Source organism: Aeromicrobium sp. REDSEA-S38_B2 (genome assembly GCF_001628525.1).
GTDB classification, from domain to species: Bacteria; Actinomycetota; Actinomycetes; order Propionibacteriales; family Nocardioidaceae; genus Aeromicrobium; species Aeromicrobium erythreum.
In genome coordinates this window covers 63,974-87,253 of sequence record NZ_LUNH01000003.1, presented here as the reverse complement: position 1 = coordinate 87,253, position 23,280 = coordinate 63,974, and the positions used below count along the sequence as shown (strand labels likewise).

Below are 23,280 nucleotides of genomic sequence, written 5' to 3'. Positions count from 1 at the left end.
CAGCAACACAGGCCACACGACAAGACGTTCGCGACAACTACAGACGTGTAATTCGCCGGCGCTCTCGTCGGGTCTTCGTCGCCCTCCTCACGAGGAGGGATCGGTCCCCAGGCCGAGGTCCTGAGCAAGAGCGTCAGCGAGGTGCACCGAGTAGGCGGTGGTCATGTGCTCGGAGTCGCGCATCGTCACGAAGTTCCCCACGACCGAGGGGCAGCGCCGCCGCTCGCAGAACCACTTCTCGGCGTCGACGGCCTCCAGGCCCAGGCCGGTCGCGACGTCCATGAAGCCGCGCTGCAGCTTCCGGGGGCCCCGCTCGGGCGAGAGCAGGCAGTCACCGAGGTCGTCGGCGCGCGAGAGGCACACGGCCTGCTCGCGGGGCAGCTTCGGGGTGTTGGCCAGCAGCACCACGCGGTCGGCGTGCTCGGCGAGGCCGGTCAGGGCGACCTCCAGCCCCCGGTCGACCGCGGCTGCGTAGACCTCGCGCCCCTCGCCCTTGGTCACGACCTCACCGGAGTCCACGTCCTCGACCGGCGCCAGCGGGGCGTTGGACACGAGCACCAGCTCCGGCTCCAGCTCGGCGACCGTCTCCTGGGTGAAGGCCACGAAGTCCTCGCAGGCGTCCCAGTGCCGCCCGGTCTCCGGATCCAGGCGGATCGCGGCGTTGGTGGGGCAGCCGGTGTAGGCCAGCGTGTAGACCCGGTAGCCCAGCCGCTCCCCCATGGCGCGGACCGCCGGGCTCCAGGCCCGGGCGTGGGAGTCGCCGGCGAGCACGATCGAGCGCTCGGCGTCGGCTCCTGGGCGGCGAGCACCGAGGCCTGCACCAGCGCGCGCACGGGGTCGGCGCTGAGCCCCTCGTCGAGGTAGTCGGCCGGCTGCACGGCCGGGTTGCTGCGTGTCGAGGCCACCCGGTGGTCGAGCCAGGTCTGCGACGCCAGCACGCCCAGCGCCAGCACCGCGACCGCGGCGGGGTACATCGGGACCGCCCAGCGGGCCAGGTCCCATCGGCTCCCCCGCCGCCGGAAGGGCTGCTCCACCAGGTGGTAGGTCAGCCCGCTCAGCACCCCGATGGCCACCACGCACACCGCCACGGCCGCCGGGGAGAGGCCGCCGAGGTGGCTGCGGGCCACGATGATCACCGGGAAGTGCCACAGGTAGATCGAGTAGGACCAGTCGCCCACGACCTGCATCGGCCGCAGCGACAGCCCCCGCGCCACCCACGTGTCCGCCCCACCGGGCAGCGCCCCGGCGAGCAGCAGCACCACACGCTGCCCCCACCGGTCGCTCAGCCGGCCGTGCACCGGAGCGACGACCGCAGCGGCCGCCACGTAGGCGGCAGCGACCAGGCCCGCGGCCCCGTACCCGCCGCCGTGCTCCCGCACCAGCAGCACCAGACCGAGCGACGCCATCGACAACGGCAGCCGCGACACGAGCCCCGTCAGGCTGAACAGCGCGGCACCCGGCAGCGCCAGGACCCGCCCGTACGTCGATCGCACCCTGCCCCCTCCCTCGCTGCACGGCTGCGCGACCGCAGACTACCCGCGGGCCTGGTGGGTGGTGGGGTCGGTGGAGGGGCGGGGGCTTCGTGTGGTCGTGGGCTTGCTGGTGCGCTGCCTCGGCGTTCGCTGGGGGTGGGCTCCGAAAGGGCCTCGACCGGCAGCGGGCCTGGAGGTGGTCTGGGGTCTCGGCGTCTGGTCTGGGCTCTCGGGTGGCGCACGATTCTTCGTTTCTGCGTTCTCGGGCCAGGGTTCTGCGTTGGCGCGTCCTATCGGTGGATCTGCAACCGCAGGAGCGCCTCTGCGGTTGATGATCCACCGATAGAGGGCTGAGCGTCAGAAGCATGCTGCCTTTGTGTGGAACGGTCCGCGCAGAGGCAGAATCTTGCGTCCCCCCAACGCAAAGGGCACCCAGGATTCTGCATTCGTGCGTCCACCCCGGCACCAACCCGCAGCCCGAGACCCCAGACCAGCGCGGATGCCAGCCGCCCGGTCGAGGCCCTTTCGGAGACCACCCCCAGCGAACGCTGAGGTAGCGCACCAGCGGGTCGAGACCTCCTGCGGCGGCGCACCAGCAGATCGAGGCCCCCTACGGCAGCGCACCAGCAAGGTCGCGACGACCGCAGCCAGCGCAGCAGCGGGACCAGCCCGAACTCTCCCCTACTGCCCCGACTCGTTCGGGTCGCGCCAGGTGCGCTCGAAGGGCAGGCGCCACGCGCGGGGGGCGATGAGCTGGTGCACGGCGTTGGGACCCCACGTGCCGACGGGGTAGGGGCGGACGGGCGGTGGGTCGTCGAGGAGGGGCTGGGAGACCTCCCAGAGCCGCTCGATGCCCTCCGCGGTGGTGAACAGCGTCCGCTCCCCCTTCATCGCGTCGAGGATGAGCCGCTCGTAGGCCTCCAGCACCTCCCCCGCCCGTGCGGTGTCCTGCATCGCGAACTGCATCGACAGCTTGTCCAGCCGCAGGCCGGGGCCGGGGCGCTTGCCGTAGAACGACAGCGACAGGCGGGAGGAGTCGGCGAGGTCGAAGGTGAGGTGGTCCGGGCCCGACAGCCCGACGCCCGACCCGGCCGGGAACATCGACTTCGGGGGCTCGCGGAAGGCGATGGAGATGATCCGCGCGCCCTGGGCCATCTGCTTGCCGGTGCGCAGGTAGAACGGCACGCCCGCCCAGCGCCAGTTGTCGATCTGCGCGCGCAGCGCCACGAACGTCTCCGTCTCGGAGTCGTGGGAGACGCCCTCCTCCTCGCGGTACCCCTGGTACTGGCCTCGCACGACGTCGGAGGGGCGCAGCGGCAGCATCGAGCGGAAGACCTTGTTCTTCTCCTCGCTGATCGAGCTGGAGTCCAGCGACGTGGGCGGCTCCATGGCCATGAACGCGAGGATCTGGAACAGGTGGGTCACCACCATGTCCTTGAACGCACCCGTGCCCTCGTAGAACCCGGCCCGACCCGACACCGACAGCGTCTCCGGCACGTCGATCTGCACGTGGTCGATGAAGGTGCGGTTCCAGATCGGCTCGAACAGCCCGTTCGCGAACCGGAACGCCAGGATGTTGAGCGCGGCCTCCTTGCCGAGGAAGTGGTCGATGCGGAAGATCTGGTCCTCGTCGAACACCTCGTGGATGCGGGCGTTCAGGGCTCGGGCGCTCTCGAGGTCGGTGCCGAACGGCTTCTCCATGATGATCCGCGACCGCTCGACCAGGCCCGCCTCGTCGAGGGTGCGGACGACGTCGACCGCGGCCCTCGGCGGCACGCTCAGGTAGTGAAGCCGGCGCGGGGCACCACCCAGCTCCTCCTCCAGCCGGCCCGCGACCTCCGCGAGCCGCGCGGGCCCGTCGGCGACGTTCACGTAGTGCAGCTTGGGCGCGAAGTCGTCCCACTCCTCCTCGGGCACCGGCCGTCCGAACTCGCGGCAGGCGTCCTGGGCGAAGCGACGGAAGCCGTCGTCGTCGAGGTCGTCCATCGAGACGGCGACGATCCGCGAGTCCGCTGCCAGCCTCGAGCGCAGCAGGTGCAGGATGCCGGGCAGCAGCTTGCGGCGGGCCAGGTCCCCCGTCGCGCCGAAGAGCACGATCAGGTGCGGGTCGCTCATGGGCCGAGGCTAGACCCGTCGCGTTGCGCCCGGGTGAACTCCGCGACCTCCTGCGACGCTCAGCGCGGGGGCTGCGGACTGCGTCGGGTCGCGGCGTACTCGGTGACGTCGAGACGGCCGAGCACGGTGTCGAGCACCTGGGAGTCGAAGCGTCCCTCGGACCGCAGGTCGAGGAGCGCCTCGCGCTGCTCCTCCAGCACGGCCCGCCGCAGGCGGACGAAGTCGCGGATCCGACGCTCGCGGTCCTCGCCGTCCTCCCCCGCCCACTCCCACTCCGCGGCGGGGGTGCGGCGGCGACGGACCTGCTCGACGGCCAGCGGGTCGAGCGGTCGGCCGTCGAGCCCCTCCTCGGCCGCCTCGGCGCAGCGGGCGTCGGCGACCTCCCCCATCGCCTCGAGGAGCGCCCTCAGCTGGGCCCGACGCTGCGGCGTCCGGTCCGACTCCGCACCGAGCCACCGCACGACCCAGGTCAGCGTCCCGCCCTGGAGCAGCAGCGAGGCGCCCGCGACGCAGAACGCGGCGAGCACCAGCAGGCTGCGCTGGGCGGTGTCGGGCGGGAGGGTCTGCGCCGCCGCGAGCGTGATGACGCCGCGCATGCCCGCCCACACGAGCACGACGCCGTCGCGGGCGCCGAGCGGCTGCTCGGTGTAGAAGCTGACGTCGGCCTCGCGACGCCGGACGAGCTGCAGGGCCCGCTCCCGACGTCGCCGCGACAGGGTCTGGGCCTGCTCGGAGGCGAGGTACTCCCGGAACGAGGCCAGGCGTGGTGCGTGCCGTTGCACCGCGCGGCGTCCCCGGCGCAGCTCGAGCAGCAGCAAGGCCACCCAGAGGGCGCGTCCGACCCACAGCACGGCGAGCGTCGCGACGGTCACGACCGCGAGCCGGCTCCACGGCTGCCCCGAGTCGTCGAAGTCGGCGAGGAGCGGACGCAGCTCCAGGCCCATCACCAGGAAGACCGCGCCCTCGAGGAGGAACGCGATGGTGCGCCAGTTCACGGCCTCGGCGATGCGGTCGTCGGCGCGCAGCTCCACGAGCGAGCGCGACCCGATCACGAGCCCGGCGACCACCACGGCGACCAGGCCCGACCCGCCCAGGTGCTCCGACGGCGCGTACGCGAGGAACGGCACCACGAACGAGATGGAGGTGGCGACGGTGGCGTCCTCGACGAGCGAACGGACGAACAGGCTGACGACCGCCACGAGCACTCCGACGACGACGGCCACGCCGACGGCCTGCACGAAGTCGAGGCCCACGTGCCAGAACGACACCGAGGCGCCGGTGGCGGCCACGGCGGTGCGCAGCAGCACGAGCGCGGTCGCGTCGTTGAGGAGGCTCTCGCCGTCGAGCACGGTGACGAGCCGGGGCGCGACCCCCGTCCGGCGGACGATCGACGTCGCGACGGCGTCGGTCGGGCTGACGATCGCACCCAGCGCGAACGCCTCGGCGAACCCGATGCCGGGGATGAGCCGCGGCAGCAGCCAGCCCAGCGACAGCGCGGACACCAGGACCAGCACCACCGACAGGCCGCTGATGGCCTTGAAGTCGCGCCGGAAGTCCACGGCCGGCATGTTCACCGACGCCGCGTACAGCAGCGGCGGCAGCACGCCCGCGAGGATCGCCTCGGGGGGCACCTCGATGCGCGGCATGCCGGGCAGGAAGGAGATGCCGACGCCCGCGACGACGAGCAGCAGCGGTGCCGCGACCCCGATCCGCCCCGCGACCGACGTGACCGTGACGATGACGAGGACACCGGCGACGGCGAGGAGCAGGAGGTCCATGCGGACCATCGTGACACCGGCGACCCATGGCGCACGGTTCCCAGGACCGGACCCGCGGTGTGGGCCTACGATCCGACCATGCGTCGCCTCACTGTGCTGCTCGTGGTCGGCCTCCTGCTCGGAGCCTGCGCGCAGGACCCCGAGCCGCCGCGCTCCTTCCCCCCGATCGGCGAGCGCGTGTGGCAGCGCTTCGACGGCACGGGCTCGGTCAGCGAGACCGCCACGACCAACGAGCCGGTGCGCGTCGTCAGCGTGCAGCTGGCCTGCACGGGCGACAGCGGCGACCAAGAGCTGACGGTCACGACACCGCTCGGCACGGCTGGACAACCGTGCCCCAACACCTCGCGGGACGGATCGATCAGCCAGAGCCTGGACGAGGCGACCGAGCCCTACCCTGCAGGCGCCCTCCCCGTTCGCGTGGACGCCCCCGAAGGAGTTCGCTGGTCCGTCGCCGTGACCGTGAACGCGGGGGACGCGGCCGACATCGTTCCGTGACGCCGTCCCTCAGATCAGTCGTCGGTCGCTCGCCCACTTCGTGAGCTCGTGCCGGCTCGAGAGCTGCAGCTTGCGCAGCACGCTCGACACGTGGGTCTCGACGGTCTTGACGGAGATGAACAGCTCCTTCGCGACCTCCTTGTAGGCGTAGCCGCGGGCGATCAGGCGCATCACCTCACGCTCGCGCTCGGTGAGGCGGTCCAGGTCCTCGTCGACCTGCGCGACCTCGATGGTGCCGGCGAACGCGTCGAGCACGAAGCCGGCGAGCCGTGGGCTGAACACGGCGTCGCCCGACGCCACCCGGTGCAGCGCGTCGACGAGCTCGGCGCCGGAGATCGTCTTGGTCACGTACCCGCGGGCGCCGGCGCGGATGACGCCGATGACGTCCTCCGCGGCGTCGCTGACCGACAGGGCCAGGAAGCGCACCTCGGGCGCCTGCGGCAGCACGCGGCGGATCACCTCGGCCCCGCCGCCGCCCGGCATGTGCACGTCGAGCAGCACCACGTCGGGACGCGCGGCCAGCACGGCGGGCACGGCCGTGTCGACGTCCTCGGCTTCGCCCACCACGACGACGCCCGGGTCCTTCTGGAGCTCGGCGCGCACGCCCGTGCGGAACATGGCGTGGTCGTCGACCACCAGGACGTGCAGGGGACTCATCGGGGCTCCTCGGGGCCGGCGGCGGGCGGGGCGGACAGGGGCATGGTGAGCGCGACCTCGGTACCGTCGACGCCGCTGCGCACACGGGCGGTCCCGCCGTGGTTCTCGACGCGGCCGATGATCGAGCCGCGCACGCCCATCCGGTCGTCGGCGATCGCGTCGGGGTCGAAGCCCGTCCCGCGGTCGCGGACGTAGACCTCGACCACGCCCCGCCCGACCTCGGCGTACACGTCGACCCGGTCGACGCCGGCGTGCTTGGCCGCGTTGACGACCGCCTCCCGCGCGGCGCGGACCACCGCGACCAGGCCGGCGTCGAGCGGCACGTCGCCGACGACGACCAGCTCGACGGCGATCCGGTGCGTCTCCTCGACGTCGGCCCGCACGTCGCGCAACGCCGCCGCCCACGAGTCGCCGGGCAGCTCCTCCTCGCCGTACAGCCACGACCGCAGCTCGCGCTCCTGGCGCCGGGCGAGGGTCGCGACCGCGGCCGGGTCGGACGCGTTCTTCTGCAGGAGCGCCAGGGTCTGCAGCACCGAGTCGTGCAGGTGGGCGGCGACGTCGGCACGCTCCTGCGAGCGGATCCGCTCGCGACGCTCGCTGCCGAGGTCGGTGACGAGCGAGACGATCCACGGGCCGAGCAGCAGCAGGAAGCCGAGGACGGCGACGAGCAGCGCGACGCCGACGTCGCCGACGCCGGACAGGCCCCGCTCCTGCGTGATGAGGTAGAGGACGCCGAAGCCGACCAGGGCGAGGCCGGCAGCGACGCGCAGCACGAACCCAGCACCGGTGGTGCGCGTGAACCACGACTGCCACGACGCGTCGTCGATCTGCCGCCACACGACGGCCACGCCGACCACCACGACGAGCAGCGGCAGCACGGGCGACAGGCCGAAGGGACCACCGCCGTGCACGAGCAGCAGCACCCCGGCACCCACGGCGACGACGGCCACCGTCTGCAGCACCTCGACCGGTCCGGGACGGCCGACGGGACGCAGCCCACGTCGGGTGGCCGACTCCAGGCCGGGCGACAGCTCGGGCCGGCGCAGCGGCAGGAACCTCCAGAGCAGCAGGTAGGCGACCACCCCGGCCCCGTTCAGCCAGGTGGTCACGACGAACCCGACCCGCACCCACAGCACCGGCACGTCGAGGTGCTCGGCCACGCCCGCGGCGACCCCGCCGACGACGCGCCGGTCGGCCGGGCGGAACGCTCGGCGGGCGGGGCGCGACGGCGCGACGGTCTGGCTCACCTCGGCATCGTCACACGCGCGCGTGAGCCGCCGCCACCAGGTGACACCCTCGCTCCACCCGGGTCCGCGCACCAGGGTCGGACCAGGGTCTCGCCCGATGGTGGTGGGCGCGGCCTCCGACCGACGATGGGTCCATGAGCACCACACCACCGTCCAGCGGACCCACCGGCCCCGACGTCGACTCCGGTTCCGGCACCGACGCCCGCACCGGTCCCGACCACGACACCGACGCACGGTTGCGCCGCAGCCTGCAGTCCGTGTCGTCCGTGCGTCGCTCCAGCGACGAACGTCTGGTCGCCGGGGTGTGCGGCGGGGTGGCCCGCCGCCTCGACGTCGACCCCGTCCTGGTGCGCGTGCTCGCCGTCGTACTCTGCTTCGTGGGTCTCGCCGGCCTGATCCTCTACCTCGCCGGCTGGCTGCTGCTCCCGTCCGACGACGAGCCGCGCAGCCTCGTGGGCCACTGGTTCTCGCTCGGGTCGGCCGAGGCCCAGGTGCGCGACCTCGGTCTTGTCGTCGCGGCCGTCCTGGCGCTGCTGGCCGTGGTCGGCGACGGCGGCTGGGGGCTCGGCAGCAGCGGTCCGTTCTGGCTGCTCGTCGTGGTGGGCGTGCCGGTCGCCTTCGTCGTCTGGCTCGTGCGCCGCGGTGCCGCCGACGACACCCACGACACCCTCGGCCCCGACGGGCCGCCACCGGCACCGGTCTCCTCCCCCGGCGCCGCGTCCTCGACGGCCGAGTGGCCGGGTGACCCTGCGGGGACCGCTCGTCTCGACCTCGGCCCGACGTCGCCCCCGACCCCGCCGACCGAGCCGCGCCGCCAGGTCCGGCCCGAGCCGCCCCGCCGCCCACGTGAGCCCTACAGCTGGGTCCCGACGCTGCTGGGCCTCTCGCTCACGGCGATCGCCCTCGCCGTCCTGCGCCTCACCGTCGCCCCGGACTGGCCCGCGTACGTGGCGCTCGCGCTCACGACGCTCGGCGCGGTGCTCGTGCTGAGCACCTTCACGCGCGGCGGCGGACCGCTCGTCGTCCTCGGCGTGGCCCTCCTCCCGCTGCTCGCGCTCGCATCGGTGCTGCCCACCCTGCGGGTCGGCGAGCAGGTGGTGCGTCCCACCTCGGCGGCCCAGGTCCAGAGCGACTACGAGCACGGCGTCGGCCGGTTCGAGCTCGACCTCGACGCGGTCTCCGACCCCGACGACCTCGTGGGGCGCACGATCCGCGTGCGGGCCGGGATCGGCGAGACGTCCGTCTGGGTGCCCGAGGGCACCCCGGTGGTGGCCCGGGCCTCGGTTGACGCCGGGGACCTCGAGATCCTCGACACTCGACGCAGCGGCGTCGGCCAGCGGGTCGGAACGTCCGGCGGCTCCCACCCCGACGCCCTCACCATCGTCGTCGACCAGTCCCTCGGCCGCGTGGTGGTGGACGCGCGATGAACAGCCCCGCCCACGGTACGACGACCCACGACAGGAGCACCATGAGCGCCCCCGAGCCCGACCTCGACCCGACGAGCGCGACGACCACCAGCTCCCCTCGCCGCCGCGTCCACCCGTTCAACACGTTCTTCGGGCTGCTGTTCCTCGCGGCGGCCGGCTCGTGGCTGGCCGACGACCAGGGCTACCTCCAGGGCGTCGAGCTGGGCCGGTTGGTGGCCGTCGTCCTGATCGTGCTCGGCGGTCTCGGGCTGCTGGCCACGATCGTCGTGGGACGTCGCGCACGACGAGGCCGCCACCCGGTCCAGGAGCCGGTCCCGGACGACGTCTGAGACCTAGTGGCCCGCCAGCCACGCCTGGCGGGCCGCGACGGCCGTGGCGGCGTAGTCGGAGAAGACCCCGTCGACCCCGGCGTCGAAGAACGCCCGGTACTCCGCCGCGGCGTCGCCGGCGGCGGCACGGTCGGTGCTGGTGCGGAAGTCCGCGGGCAGGAAGTTGTTCTCGTCGCGCATCGTCCACACGTGCACGAGCAGCCCGGCCGCGTGGGCGCGGGCCACGAGCCCGGTCTCACCGTCGAGCCAGTGGCCCGTCCGCCGGGCGATCACGAGGGTCTTGTTGGGGCCGATCCCGTCGACGTGCTCGGCCAGCTCGGCCAACGCCGCGCCGGTCGTCAGGTCGGCGTACCTGCGCGGGTCGCCGGTGGACTCGAGGTCCCAGGGTGCGCCCTTGCGGTCCATGAGCTGCACGAGCGTCAGCGGCGTGCGTGGGCGCAGACCGCGCAGGTTCCCGGTCTCCATCGACTGGACGACGACCGGCACGTCGGCGTCGGCGCGGTTGAGGTCGGCCCTCTCCAGCACGTCGAGCAGCAGGTCGTCGAGGTCGAGCCCGCGCTCGCGGAAGTAGCTCGGGTGCTTGGTCTCCACGTACACCCCGACCCGGCGGGGCGCCTGCCGCGCGATGTCGACCACCTCCTCGAGGGTGAGCACCTCCTCGGTGCCGGCGAGGGCGAGGTTCTGGGGCCGCAGCTGCGGAAGACGCTCGCGGACCCGGAGCGTCTTGACCTCGGCGAGCGTGAGGTCCTCGGTGAACCAGCCGCTCGTCCACACGCCGTCGACCCGCTTGGTGGTGCGCCGGTCGGCGAGCTCCGGGTGGTCGGCGACGTCGGTGGTGTGTCCGATCTCGTTCTCGTGCCGCACGACCAGGTGACCGTCGCGGGTGGCCACGACGTCGGGCTCGATGTAGTCGGCACCCTGCTCGATCGCGAGCAGGTACGACCCGCGGGTGTGCTCGAGCCGATGGCCGGGCACGCCGCGGTGCCCGATGACCGTGGGGACGGGTGGCCAGGACGCCGGACCGGTCATCGGCTCAGGACTCCAGCGGGACGGGCTCAGAGCGACCCGGCGATGGCGGCGACCGCGGTGAAGAACGCGAGCAGCGCCGAGATCGGCACGGACCACAGCGTCGCGATCGTGATCGACACCGTCGTGCCGATCTTCGGCGGCACGAACCAGCGGGCCCGCGGGAGGTCGTCGACGCCGTCGATCCAGCGGCCGGTCATGCCCACGCCCGACCACACGCCCTTGAGCCGTGAGACGAAGCGCAGTCCTCCGCCGCCCGCGATGCTGGTGAGCGCTCCCCGGGCCTCCTCGACCCTGTCGGACAGGCTCACCGCGATGCCGAGCTCGGTGGCCAGCTGCTCCGGCTCCTCCACCGCGCGCAGCAGGCGCAGACGCCGCACCGCGAACGCGACCGGCGCCAGCGCCACCACCAGCGCGACGACCGCGAGCACCGTGCCCGTCGTGCCGCCGGCGGCCAGCCCGAGGACGACCGTGGCGACGAGGAAGGGTACCGGCGCGAGGGCGAGCACGAGCGAGGGGACGCGCAGCAGCCGGACGGTCGGGACGATGACGGTCACGGCCCGCCGCGCCGCGTCCTCCGTCTGGCCGTCGACCCGCGCGGTCGCGCCGTGCACGGCGCGGTTGGTGCGGTCACGCCAGCTGCGTCGTCGGGGTCCCTCCTGCGTCGCCATGACCCCAGCCTAGACGTCGCTCCCACCTGGGCCTCGCCCGTAAGCGCGCGGCAACATCCGGGCAACACGGCCTCACTAGCGTCGTGCTCCGGTCGCACGACGCGGCGCGGGACGAGGGAGCACCCATGACACAGCAGCACGAGACTCCGGTGACGTCGGGCTCCGGCGCGAGCGCCCAGGAGTACCTCGAGAAGCGTCAGCTCCGACGCGGCACGGCCGGCTGGGTCCTGCTCGCCGGACTGGGCGTCAGCTACGTCGTGTCCGGCGACTACTCCGGCTGGAACTTCGGCCTCGCCGAGGGCGGGTTCGGCGGGCTCGCCATCGCGACCGTGGTCGTCGCGGCCATGTACCTGGCCCTCGTGCTCGGCATGGCCGAGCTGTCGTCGTCGCTGCCCGCCGCGGGCGGTGGCTACACGTTCGCCCGACGCGCCCTCGGCCCGTGGGGCGGCTTCGCCACCGGGACCGCGATCCTCATCGAGTACGCCATCGCCCCGGCGGCGATCGCCACCTTCATCGGCGCCTACGTCGAGTCGCTCGGCCTGTTCGGCATCACCGACGGCTGGTGGGTCTACCTGGCCGTGTACGCCCTGTTCATCGGCATCCACCTCGCCGGCGTCGGCGAGGCGCTCAAGGTCATGTTCGTCATCACCTCGGTCGCGCTCGTGGGCCTCGTGGTCTTCGCCGTCGCCGCGCTCGGCGACTTCGACGTCTCGCGCCTGACCGACATCGCGCCGACCGGCGCCGCCGGTGCGTCCGAGCTGCTGCCCTTCGGCTACCTCGGCATCTGGTCGGCGATCCCCTTCGCGATCTGGTTCTTCCTCGCGGTCGAGGGCGTGCCGCTGGCCGCCGAGGAGACGGCCGACGCCGAGCGGAACGTGCCGCGCGGCATCATCGCGGCGATGGCGGTGCTGCTGTTCACGTGCGTGCTCGTGCTCGTGCTCGTCCCGGGCGCCGGGGGCGCGGAGGCGATGTCGTCGTCGGGCAACCCGTTGGTGGAGGCCCTCGGCGGGGGCGCCGCTGCCACGGTCGTGAACTACATCGGCCTGGCGGGGCTCGTGGCCAGCTTCTTCTCGATCATCTACGCCTACTCGCGGCAGCTCTTCGCCCTCTCGCGTGCGGGCTACCTGCCCACGTCGCTCTCGGTGACCAACCGACGCAAGACGCCGACCCTCGCGCTCGTGGTGCCGGGCGTCATCGGCTTCGGCCTGTCGCTGACCGGTGAGGGGGCGCTGCTGCTCAACATGGCGGTGTTCGGGGCGGCGCTCAGCTACGTGCTGATGATGGTCAGCCACGTCGTGCTCCGGGTGCGCGAGCCCGACATGCCCCGGCCCTACCGGACGCCGGGCGGCGTGCTCACGACCGGCTTCGCGCTCGTGGTCGCGGCGCTCTCCGTCGTGGCGACCTTCCTCGTCGACAGCACCGCGGCACTGTGGTGCGTGGGCGTCTTCCTCGCCTTCATGGCCTGGTTCGGCCTCTACAGCCGTCACCACCTGGTGGCCGCCTCCCCCGACGAGGAGTTCGCCGCGCTGGCCCGCGCGGAGGAGGACCTCGGGTGATCCGGCGGCACACGCTCGGCGGTCGGACCTACACGTTCGACGGGCTCGTCGACCTGATGGCCAAGGCCACGCCCGTCCGCTCGGGCGACCAGCTGGCCGGCTGCGCGGCCGAGTCCGACGCCGAGCGCGCGGCGGCCGCGTGGGCCCTCGCCGACGAGCCGCTCACCACGTTCCTGCAGGAGCAGGTGGTGCCGTACGAGAGCGACGAGGTGACCCGGCTCATCGTCGACACCCACGACGCCGAGGCCTTCGCGCCGGTGGCCCACCTGACCGTGGGCGGGTTCCGCGACTGGCTGCTGGCGACGGCGACGCGTCCCGACGCGGCCGCGACGCTCACGGCGGTCGCCCCGGGGCTCACGCCGGAGATGGTGGCGGCCGTCTCGAAGTTGATGCGCAACCAGGACCTCGTGCTGGTCGCGCAGGCCGCGCGCGTCACGTCGGCCTTCCGGACGACGATCGGCCTGCCCGGACGCATCGCGACCCGACTGCAGCCCAACCACCCCACCGACGACCCGGCCGGCATCGCGGCGGCGACCCTCGACGGTCTGCTCATGGGCTCCGGCGACGCCGTGATCGGCATCAACCCGGCCACCGACTCGCCCCAGGCGACGGCGCGGCTGCTGCACCTCCTCGACGACCTGCGCCAGCGCTTCGACATCCCGATGCAGTCGTGCGTGCTCTCGCACGTGACGACGACGGTCGACCTGATCGAGCAGGGCGCGCCCGTCGACCTGGTGTTCCAGTCGGTGGCGGGCACCGAGGGCGCCAACGCGTCGTTCGGGGTCGACGTGCGCCTGTTGCTGGAGGCCAACGAGGCGGGTCGCTCCCTCGGACGCGGCACGGTCGGCGACCAGGTGATGTACCTCGAGACGGGTCAGGGTTCGGCCCTCTCGGCCGGCGCCCACCTCGGCACCGGTGGTCGTCCGGTCGACCAGCAGACGCTCGAGACCAGGGCCTACGGACTCGCCCGCGCCCTCGACCCGCTGCTCGTCAACACGGTGGTCGGCTTCATCGGGCCGGAGTACCTCTACGACGGGAAGCAGATCGTGCGGGCCGGCCTCGAGGACCACTTCTGCGGGAAGCTGCTCGGCCTGCCCATGGGGGTCGACGTCTGCTACACCAACCACGCCGAGGCCGACTCCGACGACATGGACACGCTGCTGACGCTGCTCGGCGTGGCCGGCGCGGCGTTCGTCATCGCCGTGCCCGGCGCCGACGACGTGATGCTCGGCTACCAGAGCCTGTCCTTCCACGACGCGCTCTACGTGCGGCAGGTCCTCGGGCTCAGGCCGGCACCGGAGTTCGAGGCGTGGCTCGCCGGTCTCGGCATGGCCGACCCGCAGGGTCGTGTGCTGCCCGTCGACCTCGACGCCTCGCCCCTGCTGTCGATCGCGAGCGGGGCGTGAGCGGCGGCGACGCCCGCACGCCCGACGTCGCGGCGAGCGACCCGTGGTCGGGCCTGCGCCGCACCACGCAGGCGCGGATCGGGCTGGGGCGGGCCGGCAGCTCCTTGCCGACGCGGCGCGAGCTGGAGTTCCGGGCGGCGCACGCCGCTGCTCGTGACGCCGTGCACGAGCCGCTCGACGTCGACGCGCTCGTCCCTGGCCTCGATGCACTCGGCCTCGGTGCCACGCGACGGGTGCGCAGCCTGGCCGAGGGTCGCGGCGAGTACCTCCGACGTCCCGACCTCGGGCGGCGCCCCGCGTCGCTCGACGGCCTCGACGCGAGCGGCGACGCCGACGTCGCCGTCGTGCTGGCCGACGGCCTGTCGCCGCGGGCGGTCGCCGAGCACGGCGTCGCGCTCGTGACGGCCCTCGTCGACGCGCTCGGCACGGGGTTGCGCGTCGCCGCCCCGGTGGTCGCCACCCAGGCACGGGTGGCGCTGGGCGACCACGTCGGCGCCGCGCTGGGCGTGCAGACGCTGCTCGTCGTCATCGGCGAGCGCCCGGGCCTGTCGGTCGCCGACAGCCTCGGGGTCTACCTGACGCACGACCCTCGCCCCGGGCGCACCGACGCCGAGCGGAACTGCATCTCCAACATCCACCCGCCCGACGGTCTGGGCTACGCGGCGGCGGCGCGGGTGGCTGCCGCGCTCGTCGACGGCTCCCGGCGTCTGGGCCGCTCCGGCGTCGCGCTCAAGGACTCCTCGGCCCTCGACGACGCCACGGCCGAGGCCCTGGACACCGGACCGTGAGGTCCGTCCCGTCCCACTAGGGTGCACGCGTGGCCGTCCTCCTCTCCCTGCTCTCCGCCCTGTCGTACGGGGTCTCCGACTTCCTCGGCGGGCTCTTCTCCAAGCGCTCCGGACCGTGGCAGACGGCCGTGGTCGGGCAGACGTCGTCGACGGTCTGCACCGTCGCCGTGGCGCTCTTCATCGCCGGCGACCCGGTCGGGGCCGACTGGGTGTGGGGCGTCGTCGGCGGGGCCGGGTCGGGCGTCGGTGCCGCGTTCCTCTACCGCGGGCTCGCCGGCGGGCGGATGAGCGTCGTCGCACCGCTGTCGGCGGTCGTCTGCGCGCTGCTGCCCGTGGCCGTCGGGCTCGTCACTGGCGACCGGCCGAGCGCGCTGGCCCTCGCGGGGATCGTCGTCGCGTTCCCGGCGATCGCGCTCGTGTCGCGCGTCGTCGAGGAGGACGCCGCAGCGCAGGCCGCGCACCGCGGCGGCGTGGTCGACGGCGTGCTGGCAGGGCTCGGGGTGCTCATGGGGCCGCTCGGAGCCACCGCGACGACCGCGTTCCTGCTGGCGACGCGCGAGGGCCTGCTGTCGGTCGTGTCGGTGATCTCCTCCCTCTACCCCGCGACCACCGTCCTGCTCGCGACGCTCGTGCTCAAGGAGCGCATCCAGGCATGGCAGGGCGTCGGGCTCGCGCTCGCCGCGTCGGCCGTGACGCTCGTGGCCCTGGGTTGATGACACTGGGCTGATGGCACTGGGCCGAGCAGCCGTCGAGCGGGCTACTTGAGGAACTTGCTCGTCGAGCGGTCCTTCAGCGGCTTCCCGCCCGTCTGGCACGTCGGGCAGTACTGCAGGGAGGAGTCGGCGAAGACCACCTCGGCGACCGTGTCGCCGCACACGGGGCACGCCTCGCCCGCGCGGCCGTGCACCCGCATCCGCGAGCGCTTGCCGTCCTTCAGCTCCGACGCGGGCTTGCCGTGCGCCTCGGCCATCGCCTCGCCCAGCACGGTGCGGATCGCCACGTCGAGCCGCTCGACCTGCTCGGCGTCGAGCTCGGACGCGAGCGCGAACGGCGACAGTCGGGCCGCGTGCAGGATCTCGTCGCTGTAGGCGTTGCCGATGCCGGCGACGATCTTCTGGTCGCGCAGGAACCGCTTGACCTGCATGCGTCGACCCTCGAGCAGCGGCGCCACGGTGAAGCCGTCGACCATGGGGTCCGGGCCGAGGGCGGCGATCCCCTCGACGTCCTGCGGGTCGCGCACGACGTAGACGGCCAGGCCCTTGCGCGTCCCGGCCTCCGTGAGGTCGAACCCGACGTGCGGGCCGTCGCCGTGGTCGAGCCGGACCCGCGCGGCGAGCGGGCCGTTGCCCATCTTCAGCCGCTTGTCGGTGAGCTGGTCCGACCAGCGCAGCCACCCGGCCTTCGCGAGGTGCACGACGAGGTGCAGACCGTCGACGTCGAGGTCGAGGAACTTCCCGTGCCGCCGCACGTCGGTGACCTGCAGGCCCGCCAACGACGACACCGGCGGGTCGTAGGTCTTGAGCACCGCGAACGACGCCAGCTCGACGTCGGCCACGACGGCACCGACGGCACGCTCGCGCAGGAACGCGGCAAGCGCGTCGACCTCCGGCATCTCGGGCACGTCACGAGCGTAGTCCGAGACGCCTGCGGACGTCAGGGCGTGTCGTGGCGGGCGTAGAAGCCCTCCATGGCCGGCCAGGTGGTGCGGCGGGCCGCGCGGCCGGTGAGCACCCCGAGGTGGCCGCCGGGAGCCTGGACGAGCTGGACGTCCGGTGCACCCGTCAGCAGGTCGACGAGGTGGCTGACCGCACCCACCGGCGCGAGGGTGTCGTCGAGCCCGGCCACCACCAGCACGGGCACGTCGATGTCGGCGAGCCGCAGCTCGCGTCCGCCCAGCTCCACCACCCCCGTCGCGAGCGCGTTGCTGCGCACGACGACGTGGTACAGCTGCCCGAACGTGCGGCCCGGGTAGGCGTACATGTTGTCGGTGAAGCGGTCGACGGCCTCCAGCTGCGCGAGGAAGTCGCGGTCGTCGGCGTGCGCGAGGATCGCCAACGGCTTGGTGAGGTACTTGTCGAGCGCCGAGATCTGGAACCCGAGCCGGGTGAGCGGCGCGGGGACGCCGCCGAGGGTGCGGTAGGCGGCGCTCACCAGGCCGCTCGCCACGGCGTTGACCGGGCGGGTGATCGCGATCAGCGGCACCTGCGTCAGGTCGAACGGCGACGCCACGGCCGTCGCCGACGCGAGCGGCAGCGTCGGGTCGGACGCGGCGGTGAAGATCGTGAAGATCCCACCCAGCGACCAGCCGGCCAGGTGCACGGGCCGCTCCCCCGCGTCGTCGTGCACGTGCCGGACGGCCTGCGGGATCACCCGCCCGGTCCAGTGCTCGATGCCGAGGTCGCGGTGCTCGAAGCTCACCGGCCCGTAGTCGACGAGGTACACCGGCCGTCCCTGCTGCACGAAGTACTCGACCACGCTGCACCCGCGCCGCAGGTCGAACGCGAGCGCAGGCGCGGCGAGCGGCGGCACGAGCAGCAGCGGGTCGCCGTGCTGCTCCGTGCCCGGGTACGGGTCGTACCGGAACAGGCTCGCGTGCTCGGTGACCTTGACCAGCGTGCGCGGCGTCGTCCGCAGGTCGGCGATGCGCCGCCCCTGCACCACGTCGCGCAGGTTCCCCACCGCAGCGCCCAGGTCGTGCGGGACGTGCGGTCGCGGGACGAGCGGGAGGGGCATGGTTCCGGATGATGCCAGACGCGCCCTCCCCCCGCCGGGCTGGCGGGGGTGAGGGGTGCTGCGTCGTCGCAGGGAGTCTGTGCTTGCTGGCGCGCTGCCGCAGACGGCTTGTGCTTGCTGGTGCGCTGCCGCGGCCTTCGCTGGAGGTGGTCTCCGAAAGGGCCTCGACCGGCAGCGGGTCTGGGGCCGGTTCCGGGTCTCGGGGTCCGGTCTGAGCCTGCCCTCGACGCAAGGTTCTTCGTTTCTGCGTTCTTGGCCCACCGTTCTGCGTTCGCGCGTCCTATCGGTGGATCTGCAACCGCAGGAGCGCTTCTGCGGTTGCAGATCCACCGATGGCAGGCGTCGCGCTGGAAGGATTCTGCCTTTGCGTGGACCGTTCCACGCGAACGCAGAAACTTGCGTCCTCTCAACGCAAAGAGCACTCACGACTCTGCATTCGTGCGTTCGAAGCCGAACGCTTCTGCGTTCGCGACGGGATCCCGTAGGCAAAGCAGAATCCTTGCCCTCCCGCACACGAACGCAGAAGCTTGCGTCCACCCCAGAACCAACCCACAGCCCGAGACCCCAGACCAGCGCGGCCGCCAGCCGCCCGGTCGAGGCCCTTTCGGAGACCACCCCCAGCGAAGGCCGAAACAGCGCACCACCAAGGTCACGACGACCGCAGCCACCGCACCGGCAAGATCACGACCCCGCAGGCAGCGCAGCGGCAAGGTCACGACGACCGCAGGCAGCGCAGCGGCACGACGAAGCCACCTCACCCGAACGTCAGCACCAGCAGCGACACGTTCAGTGCGATGACGACGGCGGCGACGACGCAGGCGGCGGCGGTGGTGGCGGGGCGGTTCACGTGCTCGCCCATCACCGCGCGGCTGGCGGTGAGGCGGACGAGCGGGACGAGCGCGAACGGGATGCCGAGCGACAGCACCACCTGCGAGACGACGAGGGCGCGGCTCGGCTCGACCCCGAGCGCGAGGACGACGAGGGCCGGCACGACGGTGACCACGCGGCGCAGCAGCAGCGGGACGCGGACGCCTAGCAGGCCGTGCATCACCTCGGCGCCGGCGGCCGCTCCCACGGCCGTCGAGGCCAGCCCCGACCCGAGCAGCGCCACCGCGAAGAGCAGCGCCACGCCAGCGCCGAGCTCGGACGTCACGAGCGCGTGCACACCGGTCAACGTGTCGGTGCCCGGGAGGCCCTGCAGCCCGGCGGCGGCCACGAGCAGGAGCGAGAGGTTCAGCAAGCCGGCCAGCGCCAGCGCGAGCACCACGTCGGTGCGGGTGGCGCCGAGCAGGTCGCGCACCGACGTGCCGCGACCTCGGCCACCGAGCCGTCCCGACGTCAGGCCCGAGTGCAGGTAGATGACGTGCGGCATCACGGTCGCCCCGATGATGCCCGACGCGAGCAGCACGCTCTCTGCCCCGTCGAACGTCGGCACGAGGCCACCAGCGACGTCGCCCGCGGCCGGTGGGTTCACCACCAGCCCGGCCACGAAGCCGACGGCGATCAGCGCCAGGAAGCCCAGGATGGTGCGCTCGAGGGCGCTCTGGCCGCGGACGTCGCCGATGCGCAGCACCAGCAGCGACACGGCTGCGGTCACGACGGCCCCGAGGACGAGGGGAAGGTCGAACAGCAGCGACAGCGCGATCGCGCCGCCGACGACCTCCGCGAGGTCGGTGGCCACGGCGACGGCCTCCGCCTGCAGCCAGAACGCGACCCTCGGTCCGCGGCGCAGCCGGCCGCCCAGGTGCGACGCCAGCGACGTGCGCGTCACGAGGCCGAGCTTCGCCGACAGGTACTGGACGAGCACGGCCATGACGTTGGCCAGCACGACCACCCACACCAGTGCGTAGCCGAACCGCGCGCCCGCTGTCACGTTCGTGGCGACGTTGCCCGGGTCGACGTAGGCCACGGCGGCGACGAAGGCCGGACCGAGGAGGACGGCGCGGCGGCGCAACGACGTCGGCCCGAGCATCCCCGCAGCCTAGCTGCGAGGCCGCTCGGGCCGCTCGGGCCGCTCGGACGAGGAGGTCCGGTGCTGGGGTCAGGCGACGGGACGCGCCTGGCCTCCCCCGCTACGACGACGGTTGCGGTTGCGGTTGCCGCCCTGACCGGCGGGGCGACCCTGGGCGCCGCCGGTGCCGCGACCCTGGCCGCCGCCCGAACGCTGACCGCCCGAGCGCTGACCGGCACCGGACCGCTGGCCGGCACCCGAGCGCTGACCGCCCGACCGCTGGCCACCGCCGGAGCGCTGACCGCCGCCGGAGCGCTGACCGCCGCGTCCACCGGCCGAGCCCGGCTCGGGGAGCGTGCCGCTGGCCGCCAGGGCCTCCGGGGTGAGCGGCGACGGCGCCGTCGCCGCGTCGTGCTGGCGGGCGGTGACGCCGGCCTTGGCCTGCAGCGCCATGACGTCGCGCAGGTCCTCGCGCGTCGTCATCGTGACGACGGTGCCCGCCTCGCCCGCGCGGGCGGTGCGTCCCGAGCGGTGGGTGTAGGCCTTGTGCTCGGCGGGCGCGTCGTAGTGGACGACGAGCTTGACGTCGTCGACGTGGATGCCGCGCGCCGCGATGTCGGTCGCGACGATGACGTCGGCCGCACCCTTGCTGAACGCCGCCAGGTTCCGCTCGCGCTTGGCCTGGTTGAGGTCGCCGTGCAGGTCGACCGCCTCGATGCCGGCGGTGGTGAGCTGACGCGCCAGGCGCGTGGCGCCCCGGCGGGTGCGGGCGAACACGATGGTGCGCGGGTTGTCGGCCAGGAGCCGCGAGGCCGTGGCCAGCTTCTCGGTGCGGGGCGTCACGAGCACGTGGTGCTCCATGCGCGACTCCGGCTCCTGCGCCGACTCGATCTCGTGGAGGTCGTGCTGGGGCAGGTGACGCCGCACGAGGCGGTCGACGTCGCCGTCGAGCGTCGCCGAGAGCAGCAGCCGCTGGCTGGTCGAGGGCGTCATCGCGACGAGCGCGTCGACCGGCTTGAAGAAGCCGAGGTCGCAGAGGTGGTCGGCCTCGTCGAGGACGGTGATCTCGACGTGCTGGAGCGTGCAGGCACGGCGGTCGACGAGGTCGGCGAGCCGACCGGGCGTGGCGACGACGAGGTCGACGCCGTCGCGCAGCTGGTGGATCTGCTTGTTGATCGGGGTGCCGCCGAGCACCGTCATGATGCGCAGGTGCAGCGGGGCCGCAAGCGGCGCGAGCGCACGCTGGACCTGCGTGGCGAGCTCACGCGTGGGCACGAGGATGAGCCCGCGCGGCGCCTTGGGACGACGGGTCCCGCCGGCGAGCTGGTCGAGCACGGGCAGGCCGAACGACAGCGTCTTGCCCGAGCCGGTGCGGGCGCGGCCCAGCACGTTGCGGCCGGCGAGCGCCGACGGCAGCACAGCCTGCTGGATCGGGGTCGGCTCGACGATGCCCTCACGGGCGAGGGCCTTGACGAGCGTCTTCGGCAGGCCGAGGTCGGCGAAGCCCGACGAGCGCGGACCGCCCGACGCGGCATCCGCGGACGAGGAGGTGGGGTGGGAGGAGGAAGGGGTGGGCAGCACACGGCCGCCGGCAGGCTGGTTCACAGAGCTCTCAGACATCGTGGGCCCGGGCCGCTCTGCGGCGCTCTCGTGACGAGGCGACGCGGCCTGCTCGGGCGGGAGGGGGAGGCCCTACCGAAGATGATCCGGGGCTCCCATGGAAGCTCCAGCCTAGCAGTCGACCACCCCGAACCCCGCATCGTCGCCGCGTGCGTCCCGTCACGACCCCACGCGGGCCGCCAGCTACAGGAACTGCAGCGGGTCGAACTCCTCGATCGGCACGACGCGGATGCGAGGCAGCTCCTCGTTGAAGGCCCGCACGTCGTACTCCAGGTCGTAGAACTCCAGGCCTCGCTCCACGAGGGGCACGAAGGCGCTGCTGCGCATCTCGCGGAACGCCAGGAGCGCGGTGCGTCGGGTACCGACGAGGGCGCCCAGCTGGGGCACGAAGTCGCCGTCGTTGCTGGCGAGGACCACGTCGTCCTCGCGCTCGGCGAGCGCCTCCAGCGTGCGCTGGATGGCGATGTCGACGACCTTCTGGTCCGGCGTGCCGGAGAGCAGCACGGGACGGAAGTCCATGGCGGTCAGCGCCTGCACGAACGACATCGGCACCTCGCCGTTGGCGGCGATGAAGAACAGGCCCTGCGTCGGCTGGTCCCACTCCGACGCGACGAAGGACAGCACGCGGTCCCAGCGCGGTCGCTCGTGCGGGTGCGGGCGACGACCGAGGATCGACTGGCCGAGGGTCGCGTCGATGTTCTCGCCGTCGACGAGCACGTAGGTGCGGCGTTCCATGCGCCCACCCTAGTGCGATCCCGCCCTCGCTCGGGCGGACGCGCCTCAGAGCAGGGTGAGCAGGCCCAGCGCGCCGACCGCGAGACCGAGCGCCAGCGAGACGCCGATCAGCACGGCGTGCACGCGGTAGAACGTGGTGGTGCGTCCGTCGGCGTCGCGGGACCGGTCGTCGTTGGCGATCCGCTGCCAGAAGCGCGGCCAGATGAGCAGGTTCCAGGCGGCGGTCACGAGCAGCAGGACCGACCAGCCGAGGGCCAGCGTCACGTCAGACCGAGGTGAGCTGGCGGACGGCGGAGGTGAAGAACGCGAGCCCGTCGGTGCCGGGTCCGCAGAGGTCCTCGACGGCGTGCTCGGGGTGCGGCATGAGCCCGACGACGTTGCCGCGCTCGTTCGTGATGCCGGCGATGTCGCGCAGCGACCCGTTCGGGTTGGAGCCGACGTAGCGGAAGACGACCTGTCCCTCGCCCTCGAGCCGGTCGAGCGTGGGCTCGTCGGCGATGAAGCCGCCCTCGCCGTTCTTCAGCGGGATGGTGATCCGCTGGCCCTCCGCGTAGTCGCTCGTCCAGGCGGTGTCGGGGTTCTCGACGACGAGCACCTGGTCGCGGCACACGAACGTGCGGTGGTCGTTGCGGATGAGTGCACCGGGCAGCAGGTGCGACTCGCAGAGGATCTGGAAGCCGTTGCAGATGCCCAGCACGGGCATGCCCCCCTGCGCGGCCGTGACGACCTCGGTCATGACCGGCGCGAAGCGGGCGATCGCACCGCAGCGCAGGTAGTCGCCGTAGGAGAAGCCGCCGGGCAGGATGACCGCGTCGACGCCCTTGAGGTCGTGGTCGCCGTGCCACAGCGCGACCGGCTCGCCGCCGGCGAGTCGCACCGCGCGCTGCGCGTCGACGTCGTCGAGCGAGCCGGGGAAGGTCACGATGCCGATCTTCATGGCCGTGTCCTCACGCCTCGACGCGGACGGTGAAGTCCTCGATGACCGGGTTCGACAGCAGCGTCTCGGCGATCTGGTGCACCTCGGCGAGCGTCGACTCGTCGGCCAGCGCCACCTGCAGCTCGAACCGCTTGCCCTGACGCACGTCGGAGACGCTCTCGAACCCGAGTCGCGGGAGGGCGCCATGGACGGCCTTGCCCTGCGGGTCGAGGATCTCGGGCTTGGGCATGACGTCGACGATGATGCGGGCCATGGCCGCATCCTATCGGCGTGCCGGGCCGACCTCTGCACTCCGGCCCCCTTCACCCGGCGCGTCCGCGTCGGTCGACGTACGGTC

At 73.1% G+C, this 23,280-nt stretch carries 22 protein-coding genes; 7 read left to right on the top strand and 15 right to left on the bottom strand.

The annotated features are described in order from the left end of the window. Positions 1 to 87 precede the first annotated feature (87 nt). From A6Q81_RS00610 to A6Q81_RS00600, 3 genes are all read right to left on the bottom strand, one after another. Positions 88 to 1,002, bottom strand: coding sequence for an SGNH hydrolase domain-containing protein (locus A6Q81_RS00610; protein ID WP_286689153.1), 915 nt, complete (start codon positions 1,000 to 1,002; stop codon positions 88 to 90). 1,151 nt (positions 1,003 to 2,153) lie between these two features. Next, positions 2,154 to 3,587 (bottom strand): glucose-6-phosphate dehydrogenase, encoded by a 1,434-nt coding sequence (gene zwf / locus A6Q81_RS00605; RefSeq protein WP_067854847.1) that lies wholly within the window; start codon positions 3,585 to 3,587, stop codon positions 2,154 to 2,156. Positions 3,588 to 3,646: 59 nt separating this feature from the next. Beyond that, complete coding sequence (locus tag A6Q81_RS00600; RefSeq protein WP_286689152.1) at positions 3,647 to 5,365, bottom strand: cation:proton antiporter; 1,719 nt, start codon at positions 5,363 to 5,365, stop codon at positions 3,647 to 3,649. A gap of 78 nt (positions 5,366 to 5,443) precedes the next feature. Here A6Q81_RS00600 and A6Q81_RS00595 point away from each other — a divergent pair, with 78 nt between their 5' ends. Further along, the gene (locus tag A6Q81_RS00595; protein WP_286689151.1) at positions 5,444 to 5,860 is read left to right on the top strand and encodes a hypothetical protein; all 417 of its coding nucleotides are present in this window, start codon (positions 5,444 to 5,446) and stop codon (positions 5,858 to 5,860) included. 9 nt (positions 5,861 to 5,869) lie between these two features. Here A6Q81_RS00595 and A6Q81_RS00590 read toward each other — a convergent pair whose 3' ends face one another. Together A6Q81_RS00590 and A6Q81_RS00585 are read right to left on the bottom strand one after the other, a co-directional pair. Next, complete coding sequence (locus A6Q81_RS00590; protein ID WP_067854841.1) at positions 5,870 to 6,517, bottom strand: response regulator; 648 nt, start codon at positions 6,515 to 6,517, stop codon at positions 5,870 to 5,872. Beyond that, complete coding sequence (locus tag A6Q81_RS00585) at positions 6,514 to 7,764, bottom strand: ATP-binding protein (protein WP_286689150.1); 1,251 nt, start codon at positions 7,762 to 7,764, stop codon at positions 6,514 to 6,516. Before A6Q81_RS00585 ends, A6Q81_RS00590 begins: the two co-directional genes overlap by 4 nt. 134 nt (positions 7,765 to 7,898) lie before the next feature. On the opposite strand from A6Q81_RS00585, the gene A6Q81_RS00580 reads away from it, so the two are divergent. Together A6Q81_RS00580 and A6Q81_RS00575 are read left to right on the top strand one after the other, a co-directional pair. Next, positions 7,899 to 9,191, top strand: coding sequence for a PspC domain-containing protein (locus tag A6Q81_RS00580; RefSeq protein WP_286689149.1), 1,293 nt, complete (start codon positions 7,899 to 7,901; stop codon positions 9,189 to 9,191). A 41-nt stretch (positions 9,192 to 9,232) separates the two neighbouring features. Then, positions 9,233 to 9,520 carry a hypothetical protein gene (locus tag A6Q81_RS00575; RefSeq protein ID WP_286689148.1) on the top strand — a complete coding sequence of 96 codons (288 nt, stop codon included), beginning with the start codon at positions 9,233 to 9,235 and terminating at the stop codon, positions 9,518 to 9,520. A gap of 3 nt (positions 9,521 to 9,523) precedes the next feature. Here the strand turns inward: A6Q81_RS00575 and A6Q81_RS00570 are convergent, their stop codons facing one another. Together A6Q81_RS00570 and A6Q81_RS00565 are read right to left on the bottom strand one after the other, a co-directional pair. Continuing rightward, a complete protein-coding gene (locus tag A6Q81_RS00570) occupies positions 9,524 to 10,549 on the bottom strand; it encodes a glycerophosphodiester phosphodiesterase family protein (RefSeq protein WP_286689147.1) in 1,026 nt (341 codons plus the stop codon). A 26-nt stretch (positions 10,550 to 10,575) separates the two neighbouring features. Continuing rightward, positions 10,576 to 11,217 carry a hypothetical protein gene (locus tag A6Q81_RS00565; RefSeq protein ID WP_286689146.1) on the bottom strand — a complete coding sequence of 214 codons (642 nt, stop codon included), beginning with the start codon at positions 11,215 to 11,217 and terminating at the stop codon, positions 10,576 to 10,578. Between the two features lie 125 nt (positions 11,218 to 11,342). On the opposite strand from A6Q81_RS00565, the gene eat reads away from it, so the two are divergent. The 4 genes from eat to A6Q81_RS00545 are packed head-to-tail and all read left to right on the top strand — an operon-like array spanning position 11,343 to position 15,680. Beyond that, positions 11,343 to 12,773 carry an ethanolamine permease gene (gene eat, locus A6Q81_RS00560; RefSeq protein ID WP_286689145.1) on the top strand — a complete coding sequence of 477 codons (1,431 nt, stop codon included), beginning with the start codon at positions 11,343 to 11,345 and terminating at the stop codon, positions 12,771 to 12,773. After that, positions 12,770 to 14,179 carry an ethanolamine ammonia-lyase subunit EutB gene (locus A6Q81_RS00555; RefSeq protein ID WP_286689144.1) on the top strand — a complete coding sequence of 470 codons (1,410 nt, stop codon included), beginning with the start codon at positions 12,770 to 12,772 and terminating at the stop codon, positions 14,177 to 14,179. The genes eat and A6Q81_RS00555 overlap by 4 nt, the downstream gene beginning before the upstream one ends. Beyond that, positions 14,176 to 14,967, top strand: a complete 792-nt coding sequence (eutC, locus tag A6Q81_RS00550; protein WP_286689143.1) for an ethanolamine ammonia-lyase subunit EutC — start codon at positions 14,176 to 14,178, stop codon at positions 14,965 to 14,967. Before A6Q81_RS00555 ends, eutC begins: the two co-directional genes overlap by 4 nt. Positions 14,968 to 14,996: 29 nt before the next feature. Continuing rightward, positions 14,997 to 15,680, top strand: coding sequence for a DMT family transporter (locus A6Q81_RS00545; protein WP_286689142.1), 684 nt, complete (start codon positions 14,997 to 14,999; stop codon positions 15,678 to 15,680). 44 nt (positions 15,681 to 15,724) lie between these two features. Here A6Q81_RS00545 and A6Q81_RS00540 read toward each other — a convergent pair whose 3' ends face one another. From A6Q81_RS00540 to purS, 8 genes are all read right to left on the bottom strand, one after another. Next, positions 15,725 to 16,579, bottom strand: coding sequence for an Fpg/Nei family DNA glycosylase (locus tag A6Q81_RS00540; protein WP_470207143.1), 855 nt, complete (start codon positions 16,577 to 16,579; stop codon positions 15,725 to 15,727). Between the two features lie 41 nt (positions 16,580 to 16,620). Beyond that, positions 16,621 to 17,700, bottom strand: coding sequence for a polyhydroxyalkanoate synthase family protein (locus tag A6Q81_RS00535; RefSeq protein WP_067854821.1), 1,080 nt, complete (start codon positions 17,698 to 17,700; stop codon positions 16,621 to 16,623). A gap of 754 nt (positions 17,701 to 18,454) precedes the next feature. Beyond that, entirely contained in the window at positions 18,455 to 19,672 is a 1,218-nt protein-coding gene (locus A6Q81_RS00530; RefSeq protein WP_067854820.1) for an Nramp family divalent metal transporter, read from the bottom strand. Between the two features lie 69 nt (positions 19,673 to 19,741). Continuing rightward, on the bottom strand, positions 19,742 to 21,256 hold the full coding sequence (locus tag A6Q81_RS00525; RefSeq protein WP_286689141.1) for a DEAD/DEAH box helicase: 1,515 nt from the start codon (positions 21,254 to 21,256) through the stop codon (positions 19,742 to 19,744). A gap of 198 nt (positions 21,257 to 21,454) precedes the next feature. Next, on the bottom strand, positions 21,455 to 22,006 hold the full coding sequence (locus A6Q81_RS00520) for an NYN domain-containing protein (RefSeq protein ID WP_067854813.1): 552 nt from the start codon (positions 22,004 to 22,006) through the stop codon (positions 21,455 to 21,457). A gap of 45 nt (positions 22,007 to 22,051) precedes the next feature. Next, positions 22,052 to 22,270 carry an SCO4848 family membrane protein gene (locus A6Q81_RS00515; protein WP_286689140.1) on the bottom strand — a complete coding sequence of 73 codons (219 nt, stop codon included), beginning with the start codon at positions 22,268 to 22,270 and terminating at the stop codon, positions 22,052 to 22,054. 1 nt (position 22,271) lies between these two features. Continuing rightward, positions 22,272 to 22,943 (bottom strand): phosphoribosylformylglycinamidine synthase subunit PurQ, encoded by a 672-nt coding sequence (gene purQ, locus A6Q81_RS00510; RefSeq protein WP_067854809.1) that lies wholly within the window; start codon positions 22,941 to 22,943, stop codon positions 22,272 to 22,274. A 10-nt stretch (positions 22,944 to 22,953) separates the two neighbouring features. Then, positions 22,954 to 23,196, bottom strand: coding sequence for a phosphoribosylformylglycinamidine synthase subunit PurS (purS, locus tag A6Q81_RS00505; protein ID WP_067854807.1), 243 nt, complete (start codon positions 23,194 to 23,196; stop codon positions 22,954 to 22,956). Positions 23,197 to 23,280: the final 84 nt, after the last annotated feature.